General features: G+C 73.6%; 25 protein-coding genes and 1 riboswitch. Of the genes, 15 read left to right on the top strand and 10 right to left on the bottom strand.

Going from position 1 to position 26,079, the window contains the following annotated elements; genetic code table 11:
* The first annotated feature begins 15 nt into the window (after positions 1-15).
* Complete coding sequence (locus tag ACLE50_RS15930; protein WP_410944336.1) at positions 16-705, top strand: SDR family oxidoreductase; 690 nt, start codon at positions 16-18, stop codon at positions 703-705.
* A 4-nt stretch (positions 706-709) separates the two neighbouring features.
* Here the strand turns inward: ACLE50_RS15930 and ACLE50_RS15925 are convergent, their stop codons facing one another.
* Both ACLE50_RS15925 and hemW read right to left on the bottom strand, forming a co-directional pair.
* The gene (locus tag ACLE50_RS15925; RefSeq protein WP_410944335.1) at positions 710-1,510 is read right to left on the bottom strand and encodes an esterase/lipase family protein; all 801 of its coding nucleotides are present in this window, start codon (positions 1,508-1,510) and stop codon (positions 710-712) included.
* Positions 1,507-2,724 (bottom strand): radical SAM family heme chaperone HemW, encoded by a 1,218-nt coding sequence (hemW, locus tag ACLE50_RS15920; RefSeq protein WP_410944334.1) that lies wholly within the window; start codon positions 2,722-2,724, stop codon positions 1,507-1,509. Before hemW ends, ACLE50_RS15925 begins: the two co-directional genes overlap by 4 nt.
* 380 nt (positions 2,725-3,104) lie before the next feature.
* On the opposite strand from hemW, the gene ACLE50_RS15915 reads away from it, so the two are divergent.
* From ACLE50_RS15915 to ACLE50_RS15885, 7 genes are all read left to right on the top strand, one after another.
* A complete protein-coding gene (locus ACLE50_RS15915) occupies positions 3,105-4,772 on the top strand; it encodes a nitrite/sulfite reductase (RefSeq protein ID WP_410944333.1) in 1,668 nt (555 codons plus the stop codon).
* A 13-nt stretch (positions 4,773-4,785) separates the two neighbouring features.
* On the top strand, positions 4,786-4,962 hold the full coding sequence (locus tag ACLE50_RS15910; RefSeq protein ID WP_410944332.1) for an Insertion element protein: 177 nt from the start codon (positions 4,786-4,788) through the stop codon (positions 4,960-4,962).
* Positions 4,959-5,663: a phosphoadenylyl-sulfate reductase gene (locus tag ACLE50_RS15905; protein WP_410944331.1), complete on the top strand. Its 705-nt coding sequence runs from the start codon at positions 4,959-4,961 to the stop codon at positions 5,661-5,663. The genes ACLE50_RS15910 and ACLE50_RS15905 overlap by 4 nt, the downstream gene beginning before the upstream one ends.
* Positions 5,664-5,700: 37 nt before the next feature.
* Positions 5,701-6,615: a sulfate adenylyltransferase subunit CysD gene (gene cysD, locus ACLE50_RS15900; RefSeq protein ID WP_410944330.1), complete on the top strand. Its 915-nt coding sequence runs from the start codon at positions 5,701-5,703 to the stop codon at positions 6,613-6,615.
* A complete protein-coding gene (locus ACLE50_RS15895) occupies positions 6,615-7,910 on the top strand; it encodes a sulfate adenylyltransferase subunit 1 (protein ID WP_410944329.1) in 1,296 nt (431 codons plus the stop codon). Before cysD ends, ACLE50_RS15895 begins: the two co-directional genes overlap by 1 nt.
* A gap of 506 nt (positions 7,911-8,416) precedes the next feature.
* On the top strand, positions 8,417-8,578 hold the full coding sequence (locus ACLE50_RS15890; protein WP_410944328.1) for a hypothetical protein: 162 nt from the start codon (positions 8,417-8,419) through the stop codon (positions 8,576-8,578).
* Positions 8,579-8,695: 117 nt separating this feature from the next.
* The gene (locus tag ACLE50_RS15885; RefSeq protein WP_410944327.1) at positions 8,696-9,607 is read left to right on the top strand and encodes a sulfite exporter TauE/SafE family protein; all 912 of its coding nucleotides are present in this window, start codon (positions 8,696-8,698) and stop codon (positions 9,605-9,607) included.
* A gap of 46 nt (positions 9,608-9,653) precedes the next feature.
* On the opposite strand, the gene ACLE50_RS15880 is transcribed toward ACLE50_RS15885, so the two are convergent.
* From ACLE50_RS15880 to ACLE50_RS15870, 3 genes are all read right to left on the bottom strand, one after another.
* Positions 9,654-11,612 carry an FAD/NAD(P)-binding protein gene (locus ACLE50_RS15880; RefSeq protein WP_410944326.1) on the bottom strand — a complete coding sequence of 653 codons (1,959 nt, stop codon included), beginning with the start codon at positions 11,610-11,612 and terminating at the stop codon, positions 9,654-9,656.
* Between the two features lie 200 nt (positions 11,613-11,812).
* Complete coding sequence (locus ACLE50_RS15875) at positions 11,813-12,181, bottom strand: barstar family protein (protein WP_410944325.1); 369 nt, start codon at positions 12,179-12,181, stop codon at positions 11,813-11,815.
* The gene (locus tag ACLE50_RS15870) at positions 12,178-12,657 is read right to left on the bottom strand and encodes a guanyl-specific ribonuclease (protein WP_410944324.1); all 480 of its coding nucleotides are present in this window, start codon (positions 12,655-12,657) and stop codon (positions 12,178-12,180) included. The genes ACLE50_RS15875 and ACLE50_RS15870 overlap by 4 nt, the downstream gene beginning before the upstream one ends.
* A 298-nt stretch (positions 12,658-12,955) precedes the next feature.
* Here ACLE50_RS15870 and ACLE50_RS15865 point away from each other — a divergent pair, with 298 nt between their 5' ends.
* The 3 genes from ACLE50_RS15865 (at position 12,956) to ACLE50_RS15855 (ending at position 15,102) form a co-directional block, all read left to right on the top strand.
* The gene (locus ACLE50_RS15865; protein ID WP_410944323.1) at positions 12,956-13,249 is read left to right on the top strand and encodes a hypothetical protein; all 294 of its coding nucleotides are present in this window, start codon (positions 12,956-12,958) and stop codon (positions 13,247-13,249) included.
* Between the two features lie 123 nt (positions 13,250-13,372).
* The gene (locus tag ACLE50_RS15860) at positions 13,373-14,161 is read left to right on the top strand and encodes an enoyl-CoA hydratase-related protein (RefSeq protein WP_410944322.1); all 789 of its coding nucleotides are present in this window, start codon (positions 13,373-13,375) and stop codon (positions 14,159-14,161) included.
* A gap of 53 nt (positions 14,162-14,214) precedes the next feature.
* Positions 14,215-15,102: an NAD-dependent protein deacetylase gene (locus ACLE50_RS15855; protein ID WP_410944321.1), complete on the top strand. Its 888-nt coding sequence runs from the start codon at positions 14,215-14,217 to the stop codon at positions 15,100-15,102.
* Here the strand turns inward: ACLE50_RS15855 and ACLE50_RS15850 are convergent.
* Positions 15,044-15,235, bottom strand: coding sequence for a hypothetical protein (locus ACLE50_RS15850; protein WP_410944320.1), 192 nt, complete (start codon positions 15,233-15,235; stop codon positions 15,044-15,046). The genes ACLE50_RS15855 and ACLE50_RS15850 overlap by 59 nt on opposite strands.
* Positions 15,236-15,279: 44 nt before the next feature.
* Between ACLE50_RS15850 and ACLE50_RS15845 the strand changes: the two genes are divergently transcribed.
* Positions 15,280-16,245 (top strand): zinc-binding dehydrogenase, encoded by a 966-nt coding sequence (locus ACLE50_RS15845; protein ID WP_410944319.1) that lies wholly within the window; start codon positions 15,280-15,282, stop codon positions 16,243-16,245.
* Between the two features lie 254 nt (positions 16,246-16,499).
* Positions 16,500-16,940 (top strand): MarR family winged helix-turn-helix transcriptional regulator, encoded by a 441-nt coding sequence (locus ACLE50_RS15840; protein WP_410944318.1) that lies wholly within the window; start codon positions 16,500-16,502, stop codon positions 16,938-16,940.
* Between the two features lie 115 nt (positions 16,941-17,055).
* On the opposite strand, the gene lepA is transcribed toward ACLE50_RS15840, so the two are convergent.
* Positions 17,056-18,915, bottom strand: a complete 1,860-nt coding sequence (lepA, locus tag ACLE50_RS15835) for a translation elongation factor 4 (RefSeq protein WP_410944317.1) — start codon at positions 18,913-18,915, stop codon at positions 17,056-17,058.
* Positions 18,916-19,245: 330 nt separating this feature from the next.
* On the opposite strand from lepA, the gene rpsT reads away from it, so the two are divergent.
* Positions 19,246-19,512, top strand: a complete 267-nt coding sequence (gene rpsT, locus ACLE50_RS15830) for a 30S ribosomal protein S20 (RefSeq protein WP_410944316.1) — start codon at positions 19,246-19,248, stop codon at positions 19,510-19,512.
* A gap of 86 nt (positions 19,513-19,598) precedes the next feature.
* Here rpsT and holA read toward each other — a convergent pair whose 3' ends face one another.
* Positions 19,599-20,576, bottom strand: a complete 978-nt coding sequence (gene holA, locus ACLE50_RS15825; protein ID WP_410944315.1) for a DNA polymerase III subunit delta — start codon at positions 20,574-20,576, stop codon at positions 19,599-19,601.
* Between the two features lie 135 nt (positions 20,577-20,711).
* Positions 20,712-20,865: riboswitch (SAM riboswitch) on the top strand.
* A 6-nt stretch (positions 20,866-20,871) separates the two neighbouring features.
* Between holA and thrC the strand changes: the two genes are divergently transcribed.
* A complete protein-coding gene (gene thrC, locus ACLE50_RS15820) occupies positions 20,872-22,137 on the top strand; it encodes a threonine synthase (RefSeq protein WP_410944314.1) in 1,266 nt (421 codons plus the stop codon).
* A gap of 8 nt (positions 22,138-22,145) precedes the next feature.
* Here thrC and ACLE50_RS15815 read toward each other — a convergent pair whose 3' ends face one another.
* On the bottom strand, positions 22,146-24,626 hold the full coding sequence (locus ACLE50_RS15815) for a ComEC/Rec2 family competence protein (RefSeq protein ID WP_410944313.1): 2,481 nt from the start codon (positions 24,624-24,626) through the stop codon (positions 22,146-22,148).
* Positions 24,623-25,915, bottom strand: a complete 1,293-nt coding sequence (locus tag ACLE50_RS15810; RefSeq protein ID WP_410944312.1) for a helix-hairpin-helix domain-containing protein — start codon at positions 25,913-25,915, stop codon at positions 24,623-24,625. Before ACLE50_RS15810 ends, ACLE50_RS15815 begins: the two co-directional genes overlap by 4 nt.
* Positions 25,916-26,079 lie beyond the last annotated feature (164 nt).

Raw genomic sequence — 26,079 nt, 5'->3', positions numbered from 1 at the left:
ACCACAGGAGGAGCAATGCAGATCGAGGGTGCGGTCGCGCTGGTCACCGGCGCGAACCGGGGTATCGGACGGGCGTTCGTCACCGAGCTGCTGGCCCGCGGTGCGAGCAAGGTCTACGCGGCCTCGCGGTCCGGGGCGGACCCGGAGCTGCCCGGCGCGGTCCCGCTGAGGCTGGACATCACCGACCCGGAGCAGGTCACCGCGGCCGCCGAGGCGGCGCCGGACGTGACGCTGCTGATCGACAACGCCGGGATCTCGACGTTCGAGCGGCTCATCGACGGCGAGATGAGCAAGGTCCGCGCGGAGTTCGAGACGAACTTCTTCGGCACGCTGTCCATGGTGCGGGCGTTCGCGCCGGTGCTGGAGCACAACGGCGGCGGCGCGATCCTCAACGTCTCGTCGGCGATGGCCTGGATGGGCTACGAGCACTCCAACGCCTACGGCGCGTCCAAGGCCGCCGTGTGGGCGCTGTCCAACGGCCTGCGGGTCGAGCTGGCCGAGCAGAAGACGCAGGTCACGACCCTGATCGTGGCCAGCACCGACACCGACATGATGGCCTGGGCGCACGACATCGAGAAGAACGACCCGCGCGACGTCGCGAACACCGCGCTGGACGGGATCGCCGCCGGCGCGACCGAGGTGCTGGCCGACGACGCCAGCGCCGCGCTGAAGCGGTCGCTGGCCGAGCCGCCGCCGGCGGCCTGACCGGTTACCGGGCGGCCCGGCCTGCAGCGCGCAGGATGTCGCAGCCTGCCGGGGCCTCGGCGATCGGCGCCGTCGACAGCGCCCGGTTCACCAGCCCCGCGACGGCGCGATCACGGGGCAGGCCGGGGTGGTCGGCGTCGTCGCCGGGGCAGACGGTCTGCAGCTCCAGGTTGACCGCGCCGTCGAGCCGGGCCGAGGTGGCCGGGACGACGGTGCGGTCGCCGGTGGTCCACACCGACAGCCACGGCACCGTGTGCCCGACGCGGGCGCGGCCCAGCTCGCCCAGCAGCGCCGAGCCGGGGGCGAGCTGCGGGCAGGCACCGGAGCAGACCCCGGCCGCCCCGGCCGAGGCGGCCAGGTCGGTCCCGGCCAGCGGGGCGGCGAGGGTGACGACGCGGCGGGCCTTGGCGGCGCCGTCGGCACGCGCCACCCACAGCCCGGTGACGACACCGCCGGCGGAGTAGCCGACGACGTCGACCGACGGCGCTCCCCCGGCGACGGCCCGGTTCACGGCGTCGTCGAGGACGGTGACCTGGCGGTTCAGGTCGCCGGTGCCGTCGCCGTCGAGGGCCAGCACGGTGACCTCCCGGCCCTGGTCGCGCAGCGCGTCGGCCAGCGGGGCGAGCGCGGCGCGGGAGCCGCCGTAGCCGGGGACGAGCAGCACGGGGCCGGGCCGGTCCTGCGCGACGCTGCGCCGCGGCTGCGCCGCGTCCTTCTCCGGCAGCTCGGCGACGATCACCGCCACCACCGCGACCACGGCCAGGATCCCCACGACCAGGAACATCAGCCTGCGGCGCGGGCTCACGAACCGCTCCGTGCGGCGTCCGCCGCATCCGCTGCAGTCACCGCGGGCTCGGTCCCTGGCGCCGGGGCGTCCTCGGCGACCAGCAGCTCGGTGACCACCCGGTCGGCCAGCAGCCGTCCGGCGTCGGTCAGCACGGCACGGCCGCGGGCCAGCTCCTCGGCGTCGAGCAGGCCGTCGGCGGCGAAGCGGGCCGCGGCGGTGGCACCGGCGGCGTCGAGCAGGTCGAGCGGCATGCCCTCGGCCAGGCGCAGCCGCAGCATGACGCGTTCGGTGTGCTGCTCGGCGGGGGTCAGCGTCTCGCGCCCGGCCTCGGGGACGGCGCCGTCGGCGAGCATCCCGGCCCAGCGGGCGGGGTGCTTGACGTTCCACCAGCGGGTCCCGGCCAGGTGCGAGTGCGCGCCCGGGCCGACGCCCCACCAGTCGCCGTCGAGCCAGTAGCCCAGGTTGTGCCGGCACTCGGCGCCGGGCCGCGACCAGTTCGACACCTCGTACCAGCTCATGCCGGCCGCGCGCAGCCGCGTGTCGAGCAGCTCGTAGCGGCGGGCGGCGACGTCGTCGTCCGGGGCGGGCAGCTCACCGCGGCGCACCCGGCGGGCCAGCGCCGTGCCGTCCTCGACGATCAGCGAGTACGCCGACACGTGGTCCACACCCGCGTCGAGGACGGCGTCGGCCGAGCGCTGCAGGTCGTCGTCGGTCTCGCCAGGGGTGGCGTAGATCAGGTCCAGGTTGACGTGGTCGAACCCGGCCGCGCGGGCCTCCCGGGCGGCCGCGACGGCGCGGCCCGGGGTGTGCGTGCGGTCCAGGACCGCGAGCACGTGCTGCGCGGCGGACTGCATGCCGAGCGAGACCCGGGTGAATCCGGCCGCCCGGATCCCGGCGAAGAACTCCGGCGAGGTCGACTCGGGGTTGGACTCGGTGGTGACCTCGGCGCCGGAGGCCATCGGGAAGTGCTCCCGGACGGCGTCGAGCATCGCGGCGAGCCGGTCGGCGCCGATCAGCGACGGCGTGCCCCCGCCGACGAACACCGTCTCGACCGTCCGCTCCCCCGCGACGCGCGCGGCGAGCGCGATCTCGGCGCGGGCCGCGGCCAGCCAGCCGTCCGGGGACGACGCGTCGCCCGCCAGCTCGGAGGCGGTGTAGGTGTTGAAGTCGCAGTAGCCGCAGCGCGTGGCGCAGAACGGCACGTGGACGTAGATCCCGAACGGGGCTGACACGCCTGCCGAGTGTGCCAGCCCCCGGTGAGCCGGGCCGCAGCCGTTGCGACCACGGCCGGACGCGGGGATCGTTCACGGTCGTGCACACCGGGCCCGGCACCACCACCACGGAACGTCCGGACCTCTCCGCGCCCGTTCCCCGGCCGGTTCCCAGGATGCGAACGTCACTTTGTCGGTCGTCCGGACATCGTGAGATGCTTGTCGGCGTGCCCGCGCTCCGTCTCCGCCTCGTGGTCCGACGCCACGTGGACCTGAACCGCACGCGCAGCGCGCTCTGTCGCCGTCCGTCCTGACGGCCCACTCGTACGACTCCCGGCCGCCTCCGCGCCTGTCCCGGGCCGGAGTGCGTCCGGCACCGACCACACCGGAGCATCCACCACATGCCGCCCTCGAAGACCGCTCCCGGCCGCGCCCGCGGCCAGGGCCAGTGGAAGCTCGGCCACCGCGAGCCGCTCAACCCCAACGAGCGCAGCAAGCGTGACGACAACCCGCTGAACGTCCGCGCCCGGATCGAGAACATCTACTCCAAGCGCGGGTTCGACTCCATCGACCCCGCGGACCTGCGCGGGCGGTTCCGCTGGATGGGCCTCTACACCCAGCGCAAGCCCGGGATCGACGGTGGCCGCACCGCGGCGCTGGAGCCCGAGGAGCTCGACGACAGCTACTTCATGATGCGCGTCCGGCTCGACGGCGGCGCCGTGAACGTGGCCCAGCTGCGCGCCCTCGGCGAGGTCTCCCGCGACTACGCCCGCGACACCGCCGACGTCACCGACCGCGAGAACATCCAGTACCACTGGATCCGGGTCGAGGACGTCCCCGCGATCTGGGAGAAGCTCGAGGGCCTGGGCATGCAGACCACCGAGGCGTGCGGCGACTGCCCGCGCGTGGTGCTCGGCTCCCCGGTGGCAGGCGTCGCCGAGGCCGAGGTGCTCGACCCGACCCCCGCGATCGACGAGATCGTCGAGCGGTTCATCGGCGACCGGTCGCTGTCGAACCTGCCGCGCAAGTTCAAGTCCGCGATCTCCTGGCAGCAGGACGTCGCGCACGAGATCAACGACATCGCCTTCGTCGGCGTGGAGCACCCGGAGCACGGCCCCGGCTTCGACCTCTGGGTCGGCGGCGGGCTGTCCACCAACCCGATGATCGGCAAGCGGCTCGGCGCGTGGGTCCCGCTCGACCAGGTGCCCGACGTGTGGCACGGCGTCGCCCAGGTCTTCCGCGACTACGGCTACCGCCGGCTGCGCCACCGCGCGCGCATCAAGTTCCTGGTCGCCGACTGGGGCGTGGAGAAGTTCCGCCAGGTGCTGGAGGACGAGTACCTCGGCCGCAAGCTGGTCGACGGGCCCGCGCCGGAGGTGCCGGACCGCCCGATCGACCACGTCGGCGTGTACAAGCAGAAGGACGGCAACAACTACGTCGGCGTCGCGCCGCCGTCGGGCCGGATCTCGGGCACCACGCTGATCGAGGTCGCCGACGCCGCCGCCCGCGCCGGCTCGGACCGGGTCCGGTTCACGCCGTACCAGAAGATCGTCGTGCTGGACGTGGCCGACGAGAAGCTCGACGGCCTCATCGAGGAACTCAACAAGCTGGGCCTGCCCGCGCAGCCCTCGACCTGGCGCCGGTCGACGATGGCCTGCACCGGCATCGAGTTCTGCAAGCTCGCGATCGTCGAGACCAAGGAGCGGGCGATCCGGCTGGTCGAGGACCTCGAGAAGCGCCTCGCCGACGTCGTCCCGGACGTGCCGATCTCGCTGCACCTCAACGGCTGCCCGAACGCCTGCGCCCGTACCCAGGTCGCCGACATCGGGCTCAAGGGCCAGATCGTCACCGACGCCGAGGGCAACCAGGTCGAGGGCTTCCAGGTGCACCTGGGCGGCGGGCTCGGGCTGGACCCCGGCTTCGGGCGCAAGCTGCGCGGCCTCAAGGTCGCCAGCGCCGACCTGGGCGACTACGTCGAGCGCGTCGTGCGCCGGTTCGCCGAGCAGCGCGAGGGCGACGAGCGCTTCGCACAGTGGGTCGTGCGGGCCGACGAGGCCGACCTCAAGTGAGCGGTGATCAGGAATGAGCGAGCGCGCCGCGCCGTTCTACTGCCCGTACTGCGGTGAGGAGGACCTGCGCCCCGCCCAGCGGAGCGAGAAGGTCCCCGGCGCCGCGTGGTGGTGCGCCGGCTGCATCCGCACGTTCGTCGTGACGTTCGTCGGCATCGGCGTGCCCGAGACCTCCGGAGCGGAATCATGAGCATCACCGTGGAGTCCGACCTGCGCGCCACCGCCGAACGGGGCGCCGAGGAGCTCGGACCGGACGCGACCGCCCAGGAGCTGCTGGCCTGGGCCGCGGAGACGTTCGGCGACGGGCTGATCGTCGCGTCGAACATGCAGGACGCGGTGCTGGTCGACCTCACCTCGAAGGCCAAGCCCGACGTCGACGTCCTGTTCCTCGACACCGGCTACCACTTCGCCGAGACCCTGGGCACCCGCGACGCGGTGGACGCCGTCTATCCGGAGCTGACGATCGTCAACGCCCGCGCGGAGCAGACCGTGCCCGAGCAGGACGCGAGCGAGGGCAAGGACCTGTTCGCCCGCCGTCCGGACCGGTGCTGCCACCTGCGCAAGGTCGTGCCCCTGGAGAAGACCCTGGCGCGCTACGACGCCTGGATCACCGGGGTGCGCCGGGTGGAGGCCCCGACCCGGGCCAACACCCCGCTGATCACCTACGACGACAAGTTCGGCCTGGTCAAGATCAACCCGATCGCCGCATGGAGCGACGAGGAGATGCAGGCCTACATCGACGCGAACTCGATCCTGGTGAACCCGCTCGTCGACGCCGGCTACCCGAGCATCGGCTGCGCGCCCTGCACCGCCAAGCCCGCCCCGGGCGCCGACCCGCGGTCGGGCCGCTGGGCCGGCCGCGCCAAGACCGAGTGCGGTCTGCACGCATGACCGGGCCCCTTTCCCCGACGGATCCGAAGGAGCTGACGTGACCTCCGCTGTCACGACCCCGAAGCTGGACGCCCTGGACGCCCTCGAGTCCGAGGCGATCCACGTGTTCCGCGAGGTCGCGGGCGAGTTCGACCGGCCGGTGATCCTCTTCTCCGGCGGCAAGGACTCGACCCTGCTCGTGCACCTGGCGGTGAAGGCGTTCGCGCCTGCGCCGGTGCCGTTCCCGCTGCTGCACGTCGACACCGGGCACAACTACCCCGAGGTCATCGAGTTCCGGGACTCCCTGGTGGAGAAGCTCGGGCTGCGGCTCGAGGTCGCGAAGGTCGAGGACTACCTGGCCGACGGCCGGCTGGTCGAGCGCGCCGACGGCACCCGCAACCCGCTGCAGACCCAGCCGCTGCTCGACGCGATCACCGAGCACCGCTTCGACGCCGTCTTCGGCGGCGGCCGCCGCGACGAGGAGCGGGCCCGCGCCAAGGAGCGGATCATGTCCCTGCGCGACGCGTTCGGCCGCTGGGACCCGCGCAAGCAGCGCCCCGAGCTGTGGAACCTCTACAACGGGCGGCACGCCCCCGGCGAGCACGTGCGGGTCTTCCCGATCTCCAACTGGACCGAGCTCGACGTCTGGCGCTACATCCGGCGCGAGAACATCGAGCTGCCGGAGATCTACTTCGCGCACGAGCGCGAGGTCTTCCGCCGCGACGGCATGTGGCTGGCCGAGGGCCCGTGGGGCGGCCCGCGCGACGGCGAGGTGCTGGAGAAGCACTCCGTGCGCTACCGCACCGTCGGCGACGGCTCCTGCACCGGCGCCGTCGAGTCGACCGCCACCACCCTCGACGAGGTCATCGCCGAGGTCACCGCCTCCCGTCTCACCGAGCGCGGCGCGACCCGCGCCGACGACCGGCTCTCCGAGGCCGCCATGGAGGACCGCAAGAAGGAGGGCTACTTCTGATGGTCGACACGGCCGCCCCCCGCGACCTGCTCAGGTTCGCGACCGCCGGGTCCGTCGACGACGGGAAGTCCACCCTCGTCGGCCGCCTGCTCTACGACACCAAGTCCGTGCTCGCCGACCAGATCGAGGCCGTCGAGCGCGCCTCGGTCGACAAGGGCATGTCCACCCCGGACCTGTCGCTGCTGGTCGACGGCCTGCGCGCCGAGCGCGAGCAGGGCATCACCATCGACGTCGCGTACCGCTACTTCGGCACGCCGACCCGCGAGTTCGTGCTCGCCGACACCCCGGGTCACGTCCAGTACACCCGCAACACCGTCACCGGGGCCTCCACCGCGGAGCTCGCGGTGCTGCTGGTCGACGCCCGCAACGGCGTCGTCGAGCAGACCCGCCGGCACGCGGCGGTGCTGGCCCTGCTGCGCGTCCCGCGCCTGGTGCTCGCGATCAACAAGATCGACCTCATCGACTACGACGAGGCGAAGATCCGCGAGATCTCCACCGAGTTCGCCGAGCTCACCCGCTCGCTGGGCTTCCCCGACGACGCCGTGCAGATCATCCCGCTGTCCGCGCTGGCCGGGGACAACGTCGCCACCCGCAGCGAGCGCACCCCGTGGCACGACGGCCCGACGCTGCTCGAGCACCTCGAGTCCGTCCCGGTCGACGGCCCGGACGCCGAGGCGCCGTTCCGGATGCCGGTGCAGTACGTGATCCGCCCCCGCACGGAAGAGCTCCACGACTACCGCGGCTACGCCGGCCAGGTCGCCTCCGGCACGGTGAAGCCCGGCGACGAGGTCGTCGTCCTGCCCGAGGGGCAGCGCACGACGGTCGCCGAGGTCCGTACCGCCGACGGCCCGCTCGACGGCGCCGGGGCGGGCCTGTCGGTGACGATCCTGCTCAGCGACGACATCGACGCCCCGCGCGGCGCGATGATCGCCGCCGCGGACCACCCGCCGCTGGTGACCTCGGAGCTGGACGCGACCGTCTGCTGGCTGGCCGAGAAGCCGCTGCAGCACGGCGCGCGGATGCTGCTCAAGCACGGCACCCATACCACCCCGGTGATCCTCACGGCGATGACCGCCAAGCTCAACACCAACCGGGTCGCCTACACCGGCGCCCCGGACGAGCTGAAGATCAACGACATCGGTCGTGTGCTGCTGCGCACCGCCGACCCGCTGCCGGTCGACGACTACGCACGCATCCGCACCACCGGCGGGTTCCTGCTGATCGACCCGCCGACCGGCAACACGCTGGCCGCCGGGCTCGTCGGCGACCCCCTCGCGGCGGTCGCCGCGGGCTGAGCCGTCCGGCGGTGCCGGTTGCCGTCCGGCCCGGCGGTCACGCTCGGCCCGGGCATCGCACCGCCCGTTGCCACGCCGTAGCGGTCGGTGCCGCACCGCGCGTTCGCCGCACCGTCCCGGCACCGCACCACCCGTCTGCTCCGAGGGGCGCCCTCGTTCCCATCCGTGGTGACGAGGGTGCCCCTCGGGGCAGCGGTGTCTCCGGGGTAGCGGCGTCTCCGGAGCAGCGGTGTCTCCGGAGCAGCGGTGTCTCCGGGGCAGGGACGCTCGGCGCGGGGCCTCGACCGGGCGCGTGGACTCCGGTCCGGACACGATCACCGGACGCCCCGCTGCCGTCGGTGGCGTCGGCCACGCACCCGTCCGCAGAACGGACACCGGGGCGTACCACCGATCGGGTTCGCCCAGGCCAGCGCCACACCCGCACAACGTGTCCGGACACGTCGGAGATCGTCCCGCCCGCCGGACACCGACTTGTCGCAGCGCCGTAGGACGCCGACCATGGAGTCGTGACCGCGCTCCAGATCCACGCCGACCGCGCCGCCGCACCCGCGGCGGCAGGCCGTGTCGCGTCGGACCCCGCGGTCGCCTGGCACCTCGTGGCGCACCTCGAGCGGTTCTGGCCGTCGCGCCGCCTGGACGCCTTCGACGAGTTCTGTCGTCCCTGCTGACGTTCCCGTCCCGATCTGCGGCCCCCTGGCCGCCCCCCACCTCCGCCGGCCGCGCGCGCTCCGTGTGCGGGCGGTGTCCCGTGCGCCGTCACCGCGCAAGGAAGCAGGCACTCCCCCATGTTCGACCCCACCCTCGCCCTCGCCGGGCTGCTCGTCGGGTTCCTCGTCGGGCTGACCGGGATGGGTGGCGGCGCGCTGCTGACGCCGATCCTGGTGCTGCTGTTCCGGGTCAATCCGCTGACCGCGATCTCGTCGGACCTGCTCACCTCGCTGGTGATGAAGCCCGTCGGCGCCGCGGTGCACGCGAAGCGGCGCACGGTGCACTGGCGGCTCACCGGCTGGCTGGTGCTCGGCGCCGTCCCGGCCGGGTTCGCAGGCGCGGTGCTGATCGGACTGCTCGGCAAGGGCGCGGGGGTGTCCGGAAACCTCAAGCTGATGATCGGGATCGCGCTGGTCGCGTCGGTCGCGACGACGCTGTTCCGCCAGGCCATGGACCGCCGGGCCGTCCGCCGCGGCGTCGTCCCGGACGACGCCCCGATCGACGTCAAGCCGCTGCGGACCGTGCTGATCGGCGTCGTCGGGGGCCTGGCCGTCGGGATGACCTCGGTCGGTGCCGGCTCGCTGATCATTGCGATGCTGCTGCTGGCCCACCCGCAGCTGCACCCGTCCCGGCTGGTCGGCACCGACATCGTGCAGGCGATCCCGCTGGTGGGTGCCGCGACCCTGGGGCACCTGCTGTTCGGCGACGTCTCCTTCGGGCTCGCCGGTGCGCTGCTGGTCGGTGCGCTGCCGGGCGTCTGGCTGGGTGCCCGGCTGTCCTCGGCGGGGTCGGGCCGGCTGATCAAGCCGGTGGTGACCGGGGTGCTGCTCGCATCGGCGCTGTCGCTGCTCGGCGTCGGTCAGGTGGCGACGCTCGCCGCGACCGCCGCCGTCCTCGTCCTCACGGTCGCGCTCATGCCGCGCCGTCCGAGCACGGATCGGGAGGCGCCCTCGGCCGAGCCCGAGCGCCATCTCGATCCGGTCGGCTGAACCCTCCGGGAGTCGCCGAGCCCGGCGTCCACCTCCCGCTGCGGGGTCAGGCCGCGGAGACCGCCCCGGAGCGTTCGCCGGGCAGGCTCCGCAGCACGGCCCGGGCGACGGCGTCGTTGTAGCGCAGGCTCTGCGCGTTCATCCCCGGCCGGGTGAAGGCCCCGGCGACCTTGACCACGGTGTGCGGCCCGACCGCGAACCTCCGCTCGTGCACGCCACCGCCCGGGGTGTACAGGGCGCCGTCGGCCGGGCGCACCGACAGCAGGCCGGTGTTGCGCAGCGGGGTGCCGTCGTCGTCGTGCAGGACGTCCTCGACCGCCTCGCCGCGCGCGAACAGCCCGGCCAGCAGCGGGTCCGTCGTGCGGGACAGGCTCGGGTCGGGCAGCCGTGCGTCGACCAGCACCGGCGCGGTCACCGGCTCGGCCCCGGCGAGTGTGCTGCTGGTGGCGCGGAACCCGCCCTCGTCGAGGGTCACGTCCATCCCGGCGCCGAGGAACTGCAGGTACCCGGCCCGGGAGAGCGCCAGCAGCTCGCGGACCCGGAACCCGGGCGGGCCCGACGCGACGGAGTTGAAGAAGCTCCGCCACCACGGCAGGTCCCTCGCCCGCGAGCGCGGGGACAGCACGCCGGAGCCGTCGAGCCGGGTGGTCTCGGTGTACACCGACAGCATCGCGACGAAGGCACCCAGGTGCGGGGTGTGCCGCTCGTCGACGTGCCGGCGCAGGTCCTCGGCGATGCGCTCGCGGACCATCGGCTGCAGCGACGCCAGGTCCGGTGCGGTGACGCCCTCCAGCGGCCGGTCCAGCGCGACGAGGTCGAGCCGGTCCAACGGGTCCGGCACCAGGTCGACGACGAGCGCGGCCTCCTCCGGCGACCCGTGCGGGGTGTCCGCCCAGGCCGCCGCGAACTCGTCCCAGCCGCCGCGGACGCGGTCCGGGTGGCCGTGGAACAGCTCGTGGTACCAGCCCCAGCCGATCTCCTTGGCCATCAGCGGCCACACCTGCGTCGCGACGTCGACGGGGCCGCCGGAGGCGATCAGCGCGTCGGTGGTCTCCGGCGGCAGGAACCGCGGAAGCGGCGGACGCCCGCCGCGCAGCTGGTAGTGCGTCTTGGAGTGGTACGTGGAACCACGCGGCGATCCCGCGATCAGCACCGGTTCCCGGCCGGACGGGGTGTAGCGCAGCGCGTCGGGGTCGTCCGGGTCCGGGCCGAACCGGCCGCCGCGCCCCTCGAACAGCAGCACTGCGAGGTCGACGAACGCCAGCCCCAGCCCGCGGGCCAGCACCGTCTCCCCCGGCGCGATCACCGACAGGTCCGAGTCGGTCGTCTGCTCCGGTGCCAGGTAGCGCAGCCCCAGCTCGGCTGCGCGGGCGGCCAGTGCGCGCTCGTCGTCGGTGGGGGTGGCGTCGAGGTGCCCGGAGGCGAGCACGACGGTGTCGGCGCGCAGCTCGGTGCCGTCGGCGAGGGCGACGACCTGGTCCGCCCCCTCCTCGTCCAGTGCGGTCGCCACGGTGCGGTGCAGGTGCACCCGCAAGCCATCGGGGGCGCGGGCGATCACCTCGCGGAGCACGAACTCCAGGTAGTGACTCTGCAGCCGCCGCGTCGGGAACGTCGACGCCGTCACCGCCGCCAGCTCGGCGGCGAGCTCCGGGCCCAGCTCGGCGTCGGGGTCGCCGTGGGTGCGCAGCTGCTGCGCCCACTCCCAGAACGACGGGCCGGGCGCGATCGGGCCCTCGCAGACCACCGAGTCGTCGGTGAACATCGTGACGTCGGCGGCCATCGAGTTCATCGCCAGCAGCGACGACTGGTCGTGCCGCCAGATCCGGCCCGCCCCGGCCGGATGCGGGTCGACCAGGTGGACGTCGAGTCCGGGGCCGGCCAGGACGTCGCCGTAGAGGCCGGGGGCGCCGGCGACCAGGCGTTCCAGCACGCCGGCACCACGCGGACCGGCCCCCACCACGACGACGGCGGGGGCACGGTGGGTCGGAACGGGATCGCGGGACATGCACGGCTCCACGGGCGGGCGACGGGGCGGGGGCCTCGTCGTCACACCGCGGGGCGCAGGCGGCACAGGTCCAGATGCCTGCGCTTCACCAGCCGGACGCCCACGCCACCACGGTAGGCCGGTCCGGGCGGACCGGCCACCGTGGCGGCGTCACAGCGTGGGCGGAGTCAGGGCGTGAGCCCGAAACGGATGGGCACTGCTCAGGCGGGCCCGGCGAGGGTGACCTCGAGCGGGCGGTCGGTGCCCCGGTGCCCGGCGACGGCGTCGCCGAGGATCTCCAGGAGCGCCTCGTGGGTGACGGGCTCGGCCGCGGCCAGGGGCCCGTCCTCCCACACCAGGGCCACCGGCTGCTCGGGCAGCCAGGACAGGTCCTTCAGGCAGTCCTCGAGCGCGTCGAGGTTCTCGCCGTACCAGGAGGGGAAGCTCAGGGCCCGGCCGACGGCGGTGAGGAAGGCCGCGCGGTCCGCGGCCTTCTCCACCACTCCGACCAGGCCGGCCGAGCCGACCCGTTCCCGCACCGCCTCGACGGCGTGCGCGGTCCCGGCGGGGTCACGTGGCAGATCGGTCACTTGGACGTGTCTACCACGGAGAACGAGCGGTAGTGGTCGCCCGTGTAGTAGTACTCGCCGCCCGATCCGGCGACGATCCGGCGGGCGCCGCGGTCGCTCGAGCCAGGGGTCTTCACCGTGTACTCCTTGTAGTAGCCCGAGGGCTTCTTCGGCAGGATGCCCTCGCGGTTGGAGAACGTCGTGTTGTCCTGCTTGTACGGGAACGGGCCACCCGAGCGGATCAGCTTGTAGGTGTCGGTGGCCTCCGGCGGCAGCGACGACAGCGCGACGACCGGCAGGCCGGACTCCTGCCCCGGCACAGCGGCCGGAGCACTCTGAGCAGCGGGAACGGTCGTGACGGCGGTGGCGGCGGTCGCCGGGGCGGCGAGCGCGGCGGTCGGAAGGGCGAGGCCCAGCGCGGTCAGGAGCGACACGAGCAGTCCGACGGCGAGGGCACGCGGACCACGGCGGGATGAGTCGTTCGAGTGCACGTTCATGGTCCGGACGCTAGGTCGGGCCACTCGATCGGGGACAGGGCTCCGATCGAAACGCCATCCGCCCGTCACCTGGCGTCAACACGTCGATCCCGGGCCGATGCCCGCCCGTCGACCGCCCGGCGCGTGTGTCCGCCACCGCACGACCGGTTACCGACGGTACGGGTCCGGTCGTGGCCCGGTGACACCCTCACGCGTCTGCCGGGAGCGCTGTGAGGCCGGGTCCGGGTACAACGGGACCCGCACCACGTCCGGCCCCGACCGATGGTTCGACCACCGATGGTTCAACGGAGAACGTCGCATGACCGCAGAGCTGACCCGCTCCCCGGCCACGTCCGGTGACCCGGCACCGCCCACACCCTGCCCGGCCCCGGCGCTCACGGCGGTACCCGCCTCCGTCGAGACACAGCAGCCCGCCCGGCCGCGCGGCTCGGCCGACCGGCTCCTCGACCAGCTCGAGGACCTGGTGCGCCGGCACCGCGCCCTGGCCGGTGGCGACGCCGCGGCCGACGCGCTGCACACCGAGCTGATCGCCGCCGAGCTGGAGCAACAGCTGGCCGTGCTGCGCAGGATGCCACCGCACCGGATGCCCTGAAGCAACCGGATGCCCTGAAACACCGGCTGCCCTGAAACACCGGACGCGCTGACAGCCGGAGCGGCTTCGCACGGTGACCGGCGCCACCCCGCCCCGGCCCGTGGACGTCCTAGGGTGACCCGGGTGAGCATCGACGCCGATCCTCCCGAGCTGGTCCACCTCGACGTCGCCTGCGGCGTCGCGACGATCACGCTGGACTCCCCGCACAACCGCAACGCGCTGTCCGCGCAGGTCCGCCGCGAGCTGATCGCGCACCTGGACACCGCGATCGCCGACCCCGGCGCCCGGGTGATCGTCCTGACCCACACCGGCACCGTGTTCTGCGCCGGGATGGACCTCAAGGAGTCCAAGGGCGCAGGCGCCGAGCAGCAGGGTGTCACCGAGGTCCCGCGCATCCTGACCACGATCTGGGACTCCCCCACCCCGGTCGTCGCGCGGGTCGCCGGACCGGCCCGCGCCGGCGGCGTCGGCATCGTGGCCGCCTGCGACGTCGCGGTCGCCGCGCAGGACGCCACCTTCGCCTTCTCCGAGGTCCGGATCGGCGTGGTGCCCGCGGTCATCTCGGTGACCGTGCTCCCGCGGCTGGCCGCCCGGTCCGCACACGAGCTGTTCCTGACCGGCGAGACGTTCGACGCCCGCCGCGCCGTGGACATCGGTCTGATCAACAGCGCGGTGCAGGCCGACGACCTCGACGCCGAGGTCGGCCGCTACACCGGCATGCTCCGTCTCGGCGCCCCCGGGGCGCTGGCCGGGGCGAAGGAGATGCTGCGGCGGGAGCGTCCGGCGACCATGGCCGAGGACTTCGCGGCGATGAACGCGCTGTCGGCGTCCTACTTCGCCTCCGAGGAGGGGCAGGAGGGCATCCGCGCGTTCGGCGAGAAGCGCAGGCCGAGCTGGGTGCCGCAGGACTGAGCCGCGGGCCGGCCCGGCGGCGGGGCAGGCGCACCACACCTACCCTGGGGACCGTGACCGTCCCCGTCAGCACCGACCCGGCCGCGGCGGCGGAACTCCTCGCCGGGCGCCGGCTGGTCGCGCTGACCGGCGCCGGCCTGTCCACCGACTCCGGGATCCCGGACTACCGCGGCCCCGGATCCCGGCCGCGCAACCCCATGACCTACGACGAGTTCGTCTCCGGCGAGGCCGCGCGGCGCCGGTACTGGGCGCGCAGCCACGTCGGCTGGGCCCGGATGCGCCGCGCCGGCCCCAACCCCGGGCACGTCGCGCTGGCCGCGCTGGAACGCGCCGGGGCACTCGACGGGCTGATCACCCAGAACGTCGACGGCCTGCACACCGCGGCCGGCCAACACACCGTCGTCGACCTGCACGGGCGCATCGACGAGGTCGTCTGCCTGGCCTGCCGCGCCACCACCTCGCGCGAGGAGCTGCAGCACCGGCTGACCGCGCTCAACCCGGGCTTCACCGAGTCGCACAGCGCCGAGGTCGAGACCGCACCGGACGGCGACGCCGCCGTGGAGATCACCGACGGGTTCCGGGTCGCGGACTGCACCGGCTGCGGTGGGGTGCTCAAGCCGCACGTGGTGTTCTTCGGGGAGAACGTGCCGAAGGACCGGGTCGCCCGCTGCTACGCGATGGTCGGCGCTCTCACCCCGGACGACGGCGCGCTGCTCGTCGCTGGGTCCTCGCTGACGGTCATGTCCGGGCTGCGGTTCGTGCGCGCCGCCCGCAAGGCCGGGGTGCCGGTGGTGATCGTGAACCGCGGCGTGACCCGGGGCGACGACCTGGCCGACCTGCGCGTCGACGCCGGCTGCTCGGAGGTGCTCGGCGCCCTCGCGCTCAGTCCGAGCGCCGCTGCTCCGGGGCCCGTTCCGGGCGCCGGTCGAACCGCTCGGTGACCCGGTCGATCCCGATCGCGACGGCTGCCGTGAGCGGCAGCAGCACCACCGTCACGAACACGACCTGGAAGACGAACGGCAGCTGCGTGAGCCACAGCTCGAACGCGTCCCAGCCGTCGATGATCGTGCGCACACCTCACACGGTAGCCCCTGCGTTCCCGGGTTAGGTTCGGGCCCATGTTCGCCGTGTACGCCAGTGAGCCCAACGCCGACGCTCCACTCGACTCCCTCGTCGTGGGTGAGCGGCCCGAACCGGAGGTCCCCGAGGGCTGGGTCTCCGTGAACGTCTCCGCCGCCAGCCTCAACATGCACGACCTGTGGACGCTGCGCGGCGTCGGGATCAAGCCCGACCAGTTCCCCATGATCCTCGGCTGCGACGGCGCCGGGACGCTCGACGACGGCACCGAGGTCGTGCTCTACCCGATCATCGGCGACCCGGACTGGCGCGGGGACGAGACGCTCGACCCGAAGCGCACGCTGCTGACCGAGAAGTACCCCGGCGCGATGGCCGACCGGATCGCAGTGCCCGCGCGCAACGCGATCCCCGCACCGCAGGGCCTCACCCCGAGCCAGGGCGCCGTACTCGGTACCGCGTGGCTGACCGCGTACCGGATGCTGTTCACCCGCTCGGAGCTCAAGCCCGGCCAGACGGTGCTCGTCCAGGGCGCCTCCGGCGGGGTCTCGACGGCGCTGGTCCAGCTCGGCCGCGCCGCGGGCTTCCAGGTGTGGGTCACCGGCCGCGACGAGGAGAAGCGTGCGCTGGCCGAGCGGCTCGGCGCACATGCCACGTTCGAGTCCGGTGCGAAGCTGCCCGGCAAGGTCGACGCCGTGATGGAGTCGGTCGGCGAGGCCACCTGGAAGCACTCGATGCGGGCGCTTCGCCCGGGCGGGCGGATCGTGACCTGCGGGTCGACGTCGGGCCCGAACCCGCCCGCGGACCTGCAGCGGCTGTTCTTCCTGCAGCTCGAGGTCGTCGGCTCGACCATGGGCACCCGGCAGGAGCTGGCCGACCTCATGCAGTTCGTCGCGACGGCCGGCATCGCCCCGGAGATCGGCACCGAGCTGCCCATGACCGACGCTCCGGAGGCCTTCGAGGCGATGTCCGCGGGCCGCACCGCGGGGAAGATCGTGCTCACCCGCTGAGCCGGGTGGTGCAGTATCGCCGGGCCCGGGCGATGCGTTACGTGATACGGGTGTGATGTGGTCGTGATGCACTCGTCCGGCGGTGGCCGGTGGTCATCCACCCAGGTCGTGGGACTGCTCGTCACCGCTGAGTGACGACCGCCCGGCGCCCGGAGCGGGTTTCCCCAGGACAGTGTCGGATTTGCGGCCGATGGCAAGTACAGTCTGTCATCGTGTCCGAGCCTTACAGTCGAAGGGCGTCGGGGACCGCCACCATGGCGGGCCCGGCGCCTGGAGCCGCGGGTGTCGTCGAATTCCTGGACCGGGTCGACCACGCCGTGGCCACCGCCCTGTCCACCAACCCCTCAGCGACCGAGGTCAGCCGGGACGGATGGCGCGTCCTGCTGATGCTGGCGCGCGGTACCGGCCGCAGCATGGGTGAGGTCGCGGGTCACACCGCGCTCCCCGCCCCCACTGCCACCCGGATCGTCGACCGCCTGGTCACCCAGAAGCTCGCGTACCGCTCCGCGGACCCGCTCGACCGGCGCCGGGTGCTCGTGCACCTGTCCGCCGAGGGGCGGACCGTCGTGGAGTCGGTGTGCCAGCGGGTGCAGCGCATCCTCACCCCGGGCCGTCGCCGCCCGGGATCCCCCGCGCCGACGGCGACGTGCGAGAGCACGATCCCCGGCCCGCGCCCGGCAGGCTCCGCCGTGTAGACGCGTCGAGCCGCCTCCCAGCACTCCCCCACCCCCACAGACACCACGGGCCCGACCTCCTCGCGGAGGGCGGGCCCGTTCTCGTGTGCGGTGTCGCGCTACTTGTTCGTCGCGGCTACTTCTTGTTCTCCGTCGCCTGCCCGCCACCGGTCGACAGCGCGGCGACGAAGGCCTCCTGCGGGACGTCGACGCGGCCGATCGTCTTCATCCGCTTCTTGCCCTCCTTCTGCTTCTCCAGCAGCTTGCGCTTACGGCTGATGTCACCGCCGTAGCACTTGGAGAGCACGTCCTTGCGGATCGCACGGATGGTCTCGCGGGCGATGATCCGGGCACCGACGGCGGCCTGGATCGGCACCTCGTACTGCTGGCGCGGGATGAGCTCGCGCAGCTTGGTGGCCATCGAGGTGCCGTAGGCGTAGGCGGACTCCTTGTGCACGATCGCGGAGAACGCGTCGACGGCCTCGCCCTGCAGCAGGATGTCGACCTTCACCAGGTCGGCGACCTGGGTGCCGGCCTCCTCGTAGTCGAGGCTGGCGTAGCCGCGGGTGCGGGACTTCAGGGCGTCGAAGAAGTCGAAGATGATCTCGCCGAGCGGCATCGTGTAGCGCAGCTCGACGCGGGTCTCGGAGAGGTAGTCCATGCCGCCGAGCTGGCCGCGCCGGCTCTGGCACAGCTCCATGACCGCGCCGATGAACTCCGACGGCACGATGATGGTGATCTTCGTGATCGGCTCGCGGATCTCGGCGATCTTGCCCGTCGGCCAGTCGCTCGGGTTCGTGACCTGCAGCTCCTCGCCGTCGTCTGTGGTGACGTCGTAGACGACGTTCGGCGCGGTCGAGATCAGGTCCAGGTCGTACTCGCGCTCGAGCCGGTCCCGGGTGATCTCCAGGTGCAGCAGCCCGAGAAAGCCGCAGCGGAAGCCGAAGCCCAGCGCCGCGGACGTCTCCGGCTCGTAGGTGAGCGCGGCGTCGTTGAGCTGCAGCTTGTCCAGCGCCTCGCGCAGGTCCGGGTACTGCGAGCCGTCGATCGGGTAGAGCCCGGAGTAGACCATCGGCTGCGGCTCGCGGTAGCCGGTCAGCGGGTGCTCCGCCCCGTTGCGCTTGCTGGTGACGGTGTCGCCGACCTTGGACTGGCGGACGTCCTTCACCCCGGTGATCAGATAGCCGACCTCGCCGACACCGAGGCCGTCGGAGGGCTTCGGCTCCGGGGAGACGATGCCGATCTCGAGCAGCTCGTGCTCGGCACCGGTGGACATCATCTTGATCCGCTCGCGCGGGGTGAGCTTGCCGTCGACGACGCGGATGTAGGTCACGACGCCGCGGTAGGTGTCGTAGACCGAGTCGAAGATCATCGCGCGGGCGGGGGCGTCGGCGTCGCCGACCGGCGGCGGGACCTGCGTGACGACGGCGTCGAGCACCGCCTCGACGCCCTCACCGGTCTTGGCCGAGCAGCGCAGGACGTCCTCGGGCTCGCAGCCGGTGATGTGGGCGATCTCCGCCGCGTACTTGTCCGGCTCGGCCGCAGGCAGGTCGATCTTGTTGAGGACCGGGATGATGTGCAGGTCCTTCTCCATGGCCAGGTACAGGTTGGCCAGGGTCTGCGCCTCGATGCCCTGTGCGGCGTCGACCAGCAGGATCGCCCCCTCGCACGCCTCCAGGGCCCGGGAGACCTCGTAGGTGAAGTCGACGTGGCCGGGGGTGTCGATGAGGTGCAGGACGTACTCGGTCTCGACGCCGTCGGCGTTCTTCACCTCCCACGGCAGCCGCACGTTCTGCGCCTTGATCGTGATGCCGCGCTCGCGCTCGATGTCCATCCGGTCCAGGTACTGGGCCCGGTAGTCGCGCGCCTCCAGCACGCCCGTCATCTGCAGCATCCGGTCGGCCAGCGTCGACTTGCCGTGGTCGATGTGGGCGATGATGCAGAAGTTCCGGATGCGCTCCGGCGGGGTGAAGGTGCGGTCGGCGTACGTCGTCACTCGGCTGTACTCGGCTTTCGCTGTGGGCTGGCGCCGGGGCGTCGCGGCCCGGCGGCGGGGCTCTCGCGACCATCGTCCCATGTCGCGCGGGCGGGGTGCGGTGGTACCGCACGCGGTGGGCCGGGCACCGCGCCCGGCCCCGGTCGCCGCGGACCACGCGGAACCCGGTCGCCGCCCCGGCGCCGGGGCGCGCGGAGCCCGCTGGTAGTCTCGACCGCTGAGCGCTCGGCGTGCTCGCCCGGAACGGTACTGACCGTTCGGTGCCGCCGGAGCGGACCGGACTCCAGCAGACACAGCCGAACTCAGTAGGCAGGAAGACCAGAGGCAGACGTGGCCAACATCAAGTCGCAGATGAAGCGGGTCAAGACCAACGAAAAGCGCCGCCAGCGGAACAAGTCGGTGAAGTCGTCGGTCAAGACCGCCATCCGCCACTTCCGCGAGGCCGCGGAGCAGGGCAACACCGAGACCGCTGCCGAGCTGCAGCGCAAGGCCTCGAAGGCCCTGGACAAGGCGGCCAGCAAGGGCGTCATCCACAAGAACCAGGCCGCGAACCGCAAGTCGGCCATGGCCAAGCGCCTGAACAAGGTCGGCGCCTGAGCCACAGCGTTTCTTCGACGGCGGCGCCGTCCCGGATCTCCGGGGCGGCGCCGCCGTCGTGTGTGCGGGGGTTGCGCCGCGTCGCGTCAGCGACCGGCGCGGGCGTCCACCACGGCCAGGACCGCACGCTCCAGGGCGTACTCGGAGTCCGCGGCCATGCCCTTGACGTCCGCGTTGACCTGCGAGGTGGCCGCGATCGCCGTCGCCAGCTGCTCCGGGCGCCAGCTGCGCACCTGTCCCTGCGCCTTGCGGATCTTCCACGGCGGCATGCCCAGCTCGCCGGCCAGCCGGTTCGGGTCGCCCCGCCCGGCCGAGCCGACCTTGGCCAGCGTGCGGACGGCGTCGGCGAGGGCGTCGGCGATCAGCACGTGCGGGACGCCCAGCACCATGGCCCAGCGCAGGGCCTCCATCGCGGCCCGCCGGTCCCCCGCCACGGCCGCGTCCGCTACGGCGAAGCCCGAGGACTCCGCCCGGCCGCGGTAGTAGCGGCGCACTCCGGCCTCGTCGATCCGGCCGCCGGTGTCGGCGACCAGCTGCGACGCCGCCGACGCGAGCTCGCGCAGGTCCGAGCCCACCGCCTCCACCAGGGCGGCCAGCGCCCCCGGTGTGATGCTCCCGCCGTTGCGCTTGACCTCGGAGGAGACGAAGTCCGACCGTTCTGCCGGACGGCTGATCTTCTCGCAGGTCACGACGTGCGCCCCGGACTTGCGCATCAGGTCGGTCAGCGCCTTGCCCTTCGCGCCGCCGGAGTGCTGGGCGACCAGGATGATGCCCTCGGCCGGGTCCTTCACGTACTCCGCGACCGCCGCGACCATGTCCTTCGTCGCGTCCTGGGCGTGGGTGAGCACGATCACCCGGGACTCGGCGAACAGCGACGGGCTCAGATGCCCCGCCAGCTCCCCCGGCGCGACCTCCGAGGTCTTGAACCGGCGCAGCTCCACCTCGGGATCCTGGTTCCGCACCCGGCGCACCAGGTCGGACACGGCGCGCTCGGCGAGGAACTCCTCCTCGCCCACGATCAGCTGCAGCGGATCCGGGGGTGCGGCGTCGCGGCTCCTGCTCACCACCCCATCGTGGCCCAGACCCCCGACAGCCGGTGAGCCGCGTCCCCTTCCGGCAGGCACCTCTGGCTCCCTTCCATGTCCATCGCGTAACGTGATCGACGCTTCCGGCCCGGTCCGGAGGCCACAACCGCATATGGCTCATCCAGAGGGGCAGAGGGAACGGCCCGTAGAAGCCCCGGCAACCGGCGTCGAGCGACGATCCGCCCGGACCCGCGCACTCCCGCGCGGCGAGGACGTCGACGAACACGGTGCCAATTCCGACCCGCCACACCGGCGGGACAGATGAGGAGATCTCGTGACTCTGTCTGCTGCGCCCGAAACGACGACCTTCGACCTGGGGTCGGCGCAGGCGCTGTCCTGCCGCGAGTGCGGGCACCGGATCGCGCTCGCCGCGGAGTTCGCCTGTCCGCGCTGTTTCGGGCCGCTCGAGGTGGCCTATGACTTCCCGAATGTCACCCGGGCGGCGATCGAGGCCGGGCCCAAGTCGATCTGGCGCTACAAGGACCTCCTCCCCGTCCCGTCGACGGTGCACGACCACCCGAACACCGAGCCCGGCCTGACCCGGCTGATCGAGGCCGACAACCTGGCCAAGGCGCTCGGCGTCCGTAAGCTCTGGGTCAAGGACGACACCGGGAACCCGACCCACTCGTTCAAGGACCGCGTCGTCGCCGTCGCGCTGGCTGCCGCCCGTGAGCTGGGCTTCTCGGTGCTCTGCTGCCCCTCGACCGGCAACCTCGCGAACGCCGTCGCTGCGGCCGCCGCCCGCGCCGGCTGGGACTCGGTCGTGCTCATCCCGTCCTCGCTGGAGCAGCCGAAGATCGTCACCACCGCGGTGTACGGCGGAACGCTGCTCGCGGTCGACGGCAACTACGACGACGTGAACCGCCTGGCCACCGAGCTGGCCGCGGAGCACGAGGACTGGGCATTCGTGAACGTCAACGTCCGCCCGTACTACGCCGAGGGCTCCAAGACCCTGGGCTACGAGGTCGCCGAGCAGCTCGGCTGGCGGCTGCCGGAGCAGATCGTCGTGCCGATCGCCTCCGGCTCCCAGCTGACCAAGGTCGACAAGGGCTTCACCGAGTTCGGCGAGCTCGGCCTGGTCGAGCCGACGCCGTACACGATGTTCGGCGCGCAGGCGACCGGCTGCTCGCCCGTCGCGACCGCGTTCGAGGCCGGGCACGACGTGATCCAGCCGCAGAAGCCGGACACGATCGCCCGCTCGCTGGCCATCGGCAACCCGGCCGACGGCCCGTACGTGCTGGACTCGGTGCGGCGCACCGGCGGCCACGTCGGCCAGGTGACCGACGAGGAGGTCGTCGAGGGCATCCGGCTGCTGGCCCGTACCGAGGGCGTCTTCGCCGAGACCGCCGGTGGGGTCACCGTCGCGACCGCGAAGAAGCTCATCGACGAGGGCAAGATCGACCCGGACGCCGAGACCGTCCTGCTGATCACCGGTGACGGCCTCAAGACCCTCGACGCGGTGTCCGGGCAGGTCGGCCCGACCGCCACCGTGCCCTCCACCAGCGCCGCCGTGCGGGACGCGCTCGCGCACCTGGGCTGAGCACCCGCTCATCCGGACTCCTTCCCCGCGCCCTGCTTCCGCTTCGTCGGGGCCGGGCGCGGGTCTCCGCGCTCGACGAGGCTGAGCCCACCGGGGTCGTTCCCGGTGAGTGCGACGTCGCCGTCGCGGTCGGTGCGCCCGATCGCGATCCCGGAGCGGGCCAGCGCGTCCATCAGCCCGGGGTTCGGGTGGTGGTAGCTGTTGCCGTTCCCGACGCTGACCACCGCGGCCCGCGGACGTACCGCGGCCACGAACCGCGGGCTGAGCTTGCGGCTGCCGTGGTGCGGCAGCTTCAGCACGTCGGCGCGCAGGTCCTGCCCGGAGGCGATCAGCGCGTCCTGCGCGGCGAGCTCGATGTCCCCGGTCAGCATCACCGACCCGGCCGGGGTCCGGGCCCGGGTGACCACCGAGATGTCGTTCACTGCCGTGCCGTCCTCGCCGTCCACCGAGACCGGCGGGTCGACCGGGCCGAGCACGTCGAGGCGCAGCGCGGGCCACGTCAGCACCGCGCCACGGGTGACGCCGACGACGCGGGTGCCGGCGTCGGCGGCGGTCCGCGTGAGGTGTGCCAGCTCGGTGACCGGATCCCGGACCGGGCCGACCGCGACCGCTCCGGTGGGCCGGCCGCGCATCGCGCCGGCGACACCGCCGACGTGGTCGGAGTGCAGGTGTGTGATCAGGATCAGTGCGATGGTCCGGACGCCGAGCCGGTCCAGGCAGGCGTCGACGGCGTCGTCGGTCGGGCCGGTATCGACCAGGACGGCCTCGCCCGGCACACCGGTGGCGAGGACCAGCCCGTCGCCCTGACCGACGTCGCACACGATCATCCGCCAGACCGGGGGCGGCCAGCCCGGCGTGACGAACCGGGTCGGGACCAGGACGAGCAGCAGCCCGATCAGCGCCGCGAGCAGCAGCGCACGCAGCCGGGGCACCCGTCCCATCGCGAGCAGGACGACCAGCATTCCGGTCAGCAGCAGGGCGCCGCCGGTACCGGCCGGCCAGGGCACCGTCGCTCCCGGAACGGCGGCGGCGCGGTCGCCGACCGTGACCAGCCAGCGCACGAACGGGCTCGCCAGCCAGGTGCAGACTGCGGCGGCATCCGGGCTCAACGGTGACAGCACCGCGGCGAGCACCCCGAGCACCGTCGCCGGGGCGACGGCCGGGGCGGCGAGCAGGTTCGCGACGACGGTCACGAGCCCGATCTGCCCGCTGAGCCCGGCGATGATCGGGGCGGTGGCCAGCGCGGCCGCGACCGGGACGACGAGCGCCTCGGCCGGCCCGGGCGGGATCCCGCGCGCTCGTAGCCGGGCCGCCCAGCCGGGCGCGAACAGCACCAGGGCGCCGGTGGCGACGACCGACAGTGCGAAGCCCGCGTCGACGGCCAGCGCCGGGTCGACCACCAGCAGCACCAGCACCGCCCCGGCGAGCGCGGGCACCGCCGACCGGGCCCGGCCGGCGGCGAGCGCCAGCAGGACCACCGTGCCCATCACCGCGGCCCGCAGCACCGACGGCGACGGCCGGGCGAGGATCACGAACCCGACGAGTGCGAGCAGCGCGACGGCGGCGGCGATCCGCGGATCGGCTCGGAACAGGCGGAGCAGGAGCAGCACCGCACCGGTCAGGATCGCGACGTTCGCGCCCGAAACCGCGGTGAGGTGAGCCAGGCCGGAGGCCCGGAAGTCCTGCTCGGTCTCGGGGAGCTGGGACCGGGTGTCCCCGATGGCCAGGCCGGGCAGCAGTCCCGCCGGGGCGGGTTCCATCGTCGCCGCCGAGGCACCGCGCAAACCGTCGCGCAGCGTCCCGGCACCGGTCTGCCACCACGGCGGGGCACTCACTTGCTCGGCCGGTCCGCGCACGCGCAGCACCGCGACGGTGAGGTCGGGCCGCTGGGCGGGCGCGAGCAGCCCGGCCGCGGACGCCTCCTGCCCGGGGAGCAGCCCCTCCCAGCCCTCGGCCGGGGCGATCAGCAGGACCTTCCCGCCACCGCCCCAGTGGCCGTCGCCCGCGGTCGCGGTGCGCAGCTCGGCCGGGACCAGCACCGAGCGGCGGGCACTGCCGGACTCGTCACCGCCGCCGGCGCTGCGGATGGCGCGCGGGTCGTCGGTGAGCACGATCCGGACCTCCGCGGCCGCTCCGCGCTCGGCGAGCGCCCGCAGCGGGTGCGCGGCCACGACCGACGCGTGCCCGGTGATCAGGACCGCGGCGACACAGGCACAGCCGCCCGCGGCGAGCAGGATCGAGCCGGGGGCCGCGGCGCGGGCGCTCAGCCGGGACCGGACCAGCGCGGTCAGCACGGTCGTCGCGGCGACGAGGGCAGCGGCGATGCCTCCGGCCGGACCGCCGAGCAGCCCGCACAGGACCGCGGCCCAGGTGGCGAGCGCGGCCGGCACGAGGCGCAGGTCCGGCGGGGCGGTCCGCTCGTCCTCGGGTTCCCCCGGTTCCACCGGGCCGGTCCGCTCCTCGGGCCGGGTGGACGGCGGCGTGCTCACAGGGACACGACCTCTTTGAGCTGGGAGAACCGGCGCTCGCCGATGCCGTCGATCTCGCGGAGCTGCTCGACGCGGCTGAACCGGCCGTTCTTCGTCCGCCAGTCGATGATCTTCTGGGCGGTCACCGGGCCGACCCCGGGCAGCGCGTCGAAGTCCTGGAGCGTGCCCCGGTTGAGGTCGACCTTGCCCTGCGCCTTTCCACCGGCCGCCCCGGCACCGGCGCTGCTGCCTGCGCTGCCACCGGTGCCGCCGCCCGACGCGGTCGCCGCACCCGGCTCGGTGCCCGACGCGGGCTCCGCGCCCGGCGCGGTCACCGCAGGTGCGGCGTCACGCGCGGGCGGCACCCCGATCGCGATCTGCTCGCCGTCGCCGAGCCGCCGCGCCAGGTTCATGGCGGTCAGGTCGACACCGGGCCGGGTGCCACCGGCCGCGTCGAGGGCGTCGGCGACACGGGCACCGTCGGTCAGCCGGACCAGGCCGGGGCGGCGGACCTTCCCGACCACGCTCACCACGACGGGGTTCGCCCCGACCGGACCGCTCGCCACCGGTGCCCCGGGTACGGGTGTGCCCGGGTGTCCGGCCGCCTTCTCCCTACCCGTCGGTCCCGCGGCTCCGGCGTGCACCTCCGGCAGGCCGCTCACCGGCTGGGCGACCGGCCGGTTCGCCCACACCCCGATCCCCGCACCGAACGCGGCGACGACCACGACGAGCACCAGCGCGATCGCACCGGGCCGGCCGGGGTCGACGCGGGCGCCGACCAGCGACGGTGGCAGCCAGCGCAGCGCCACCCGCCGCCACAGCGGCGGCCGGGCACCGTGGCTCGTCGTGTCGGGGAGGTCGTCGAGGTGCGCGGGATCCTCCGCCGCCGGGGACTGCGCCCGCGGTGCACCGGGCGCGTGGTCCCTGTCCTCGGGCCGCGGACGGTGGCCCGGGTCGTCGTCCGGACCCGGACGGGCCGCACGGCGCAAGCGGGACGGGTCACCGGGCCCGGTGCGGGAGACGAACGAGGGCCCGAGCGCATCCTCGGGCTCGACGGGCGCGTACCGGTCCCGGACGAGGCCGCGCCCCGGTGCCCGGGCTCCGGGTGCCGGTCCGGCGGTGGACTCAGGCTCACCGAGTGGCCACGTGCCGGGGATCGGCAGCGGCACCGTCGGCGGGTCGAGCCGCGGCCCCGGCTCGAGGGTCGGGGCCGGCCGCTCCGGGGTCAGGACACCCGCGTCACGGCGCGCTCGCCCGTCCAGCCCGGCCAACCGGTGGGCCGGGCTGCGGGTGTCGTCGGACCTGGTCACGGCGTCGACGCTAGGACCGGCGCGGCCGCGCCGACCCCACGATCGCCGGCGCTGTGGAGCGATCGGGCGGGTGTGGACAACCCCGTCGGCGGATGGAGCAGAGCGGCGTACGACGGACGGTTCGTGTCGGACGGTGCTGCTGCACTGCCTCCATGACCCGATCT

The organism is Pseudonocardia phyllosphaerae, assembly GCF_046546475.1.
Taxonomy (GTDB): Bacteria; Actinomycetota; Actinomycetes; order Mycobacteriales; family Pseudonocardiaceae; genus Pseudonocardia; species Pseudonocardia phyllosphaerae.
This window is presented reverse-complemented; position numbering and strand designations above follow the sequence as displayed.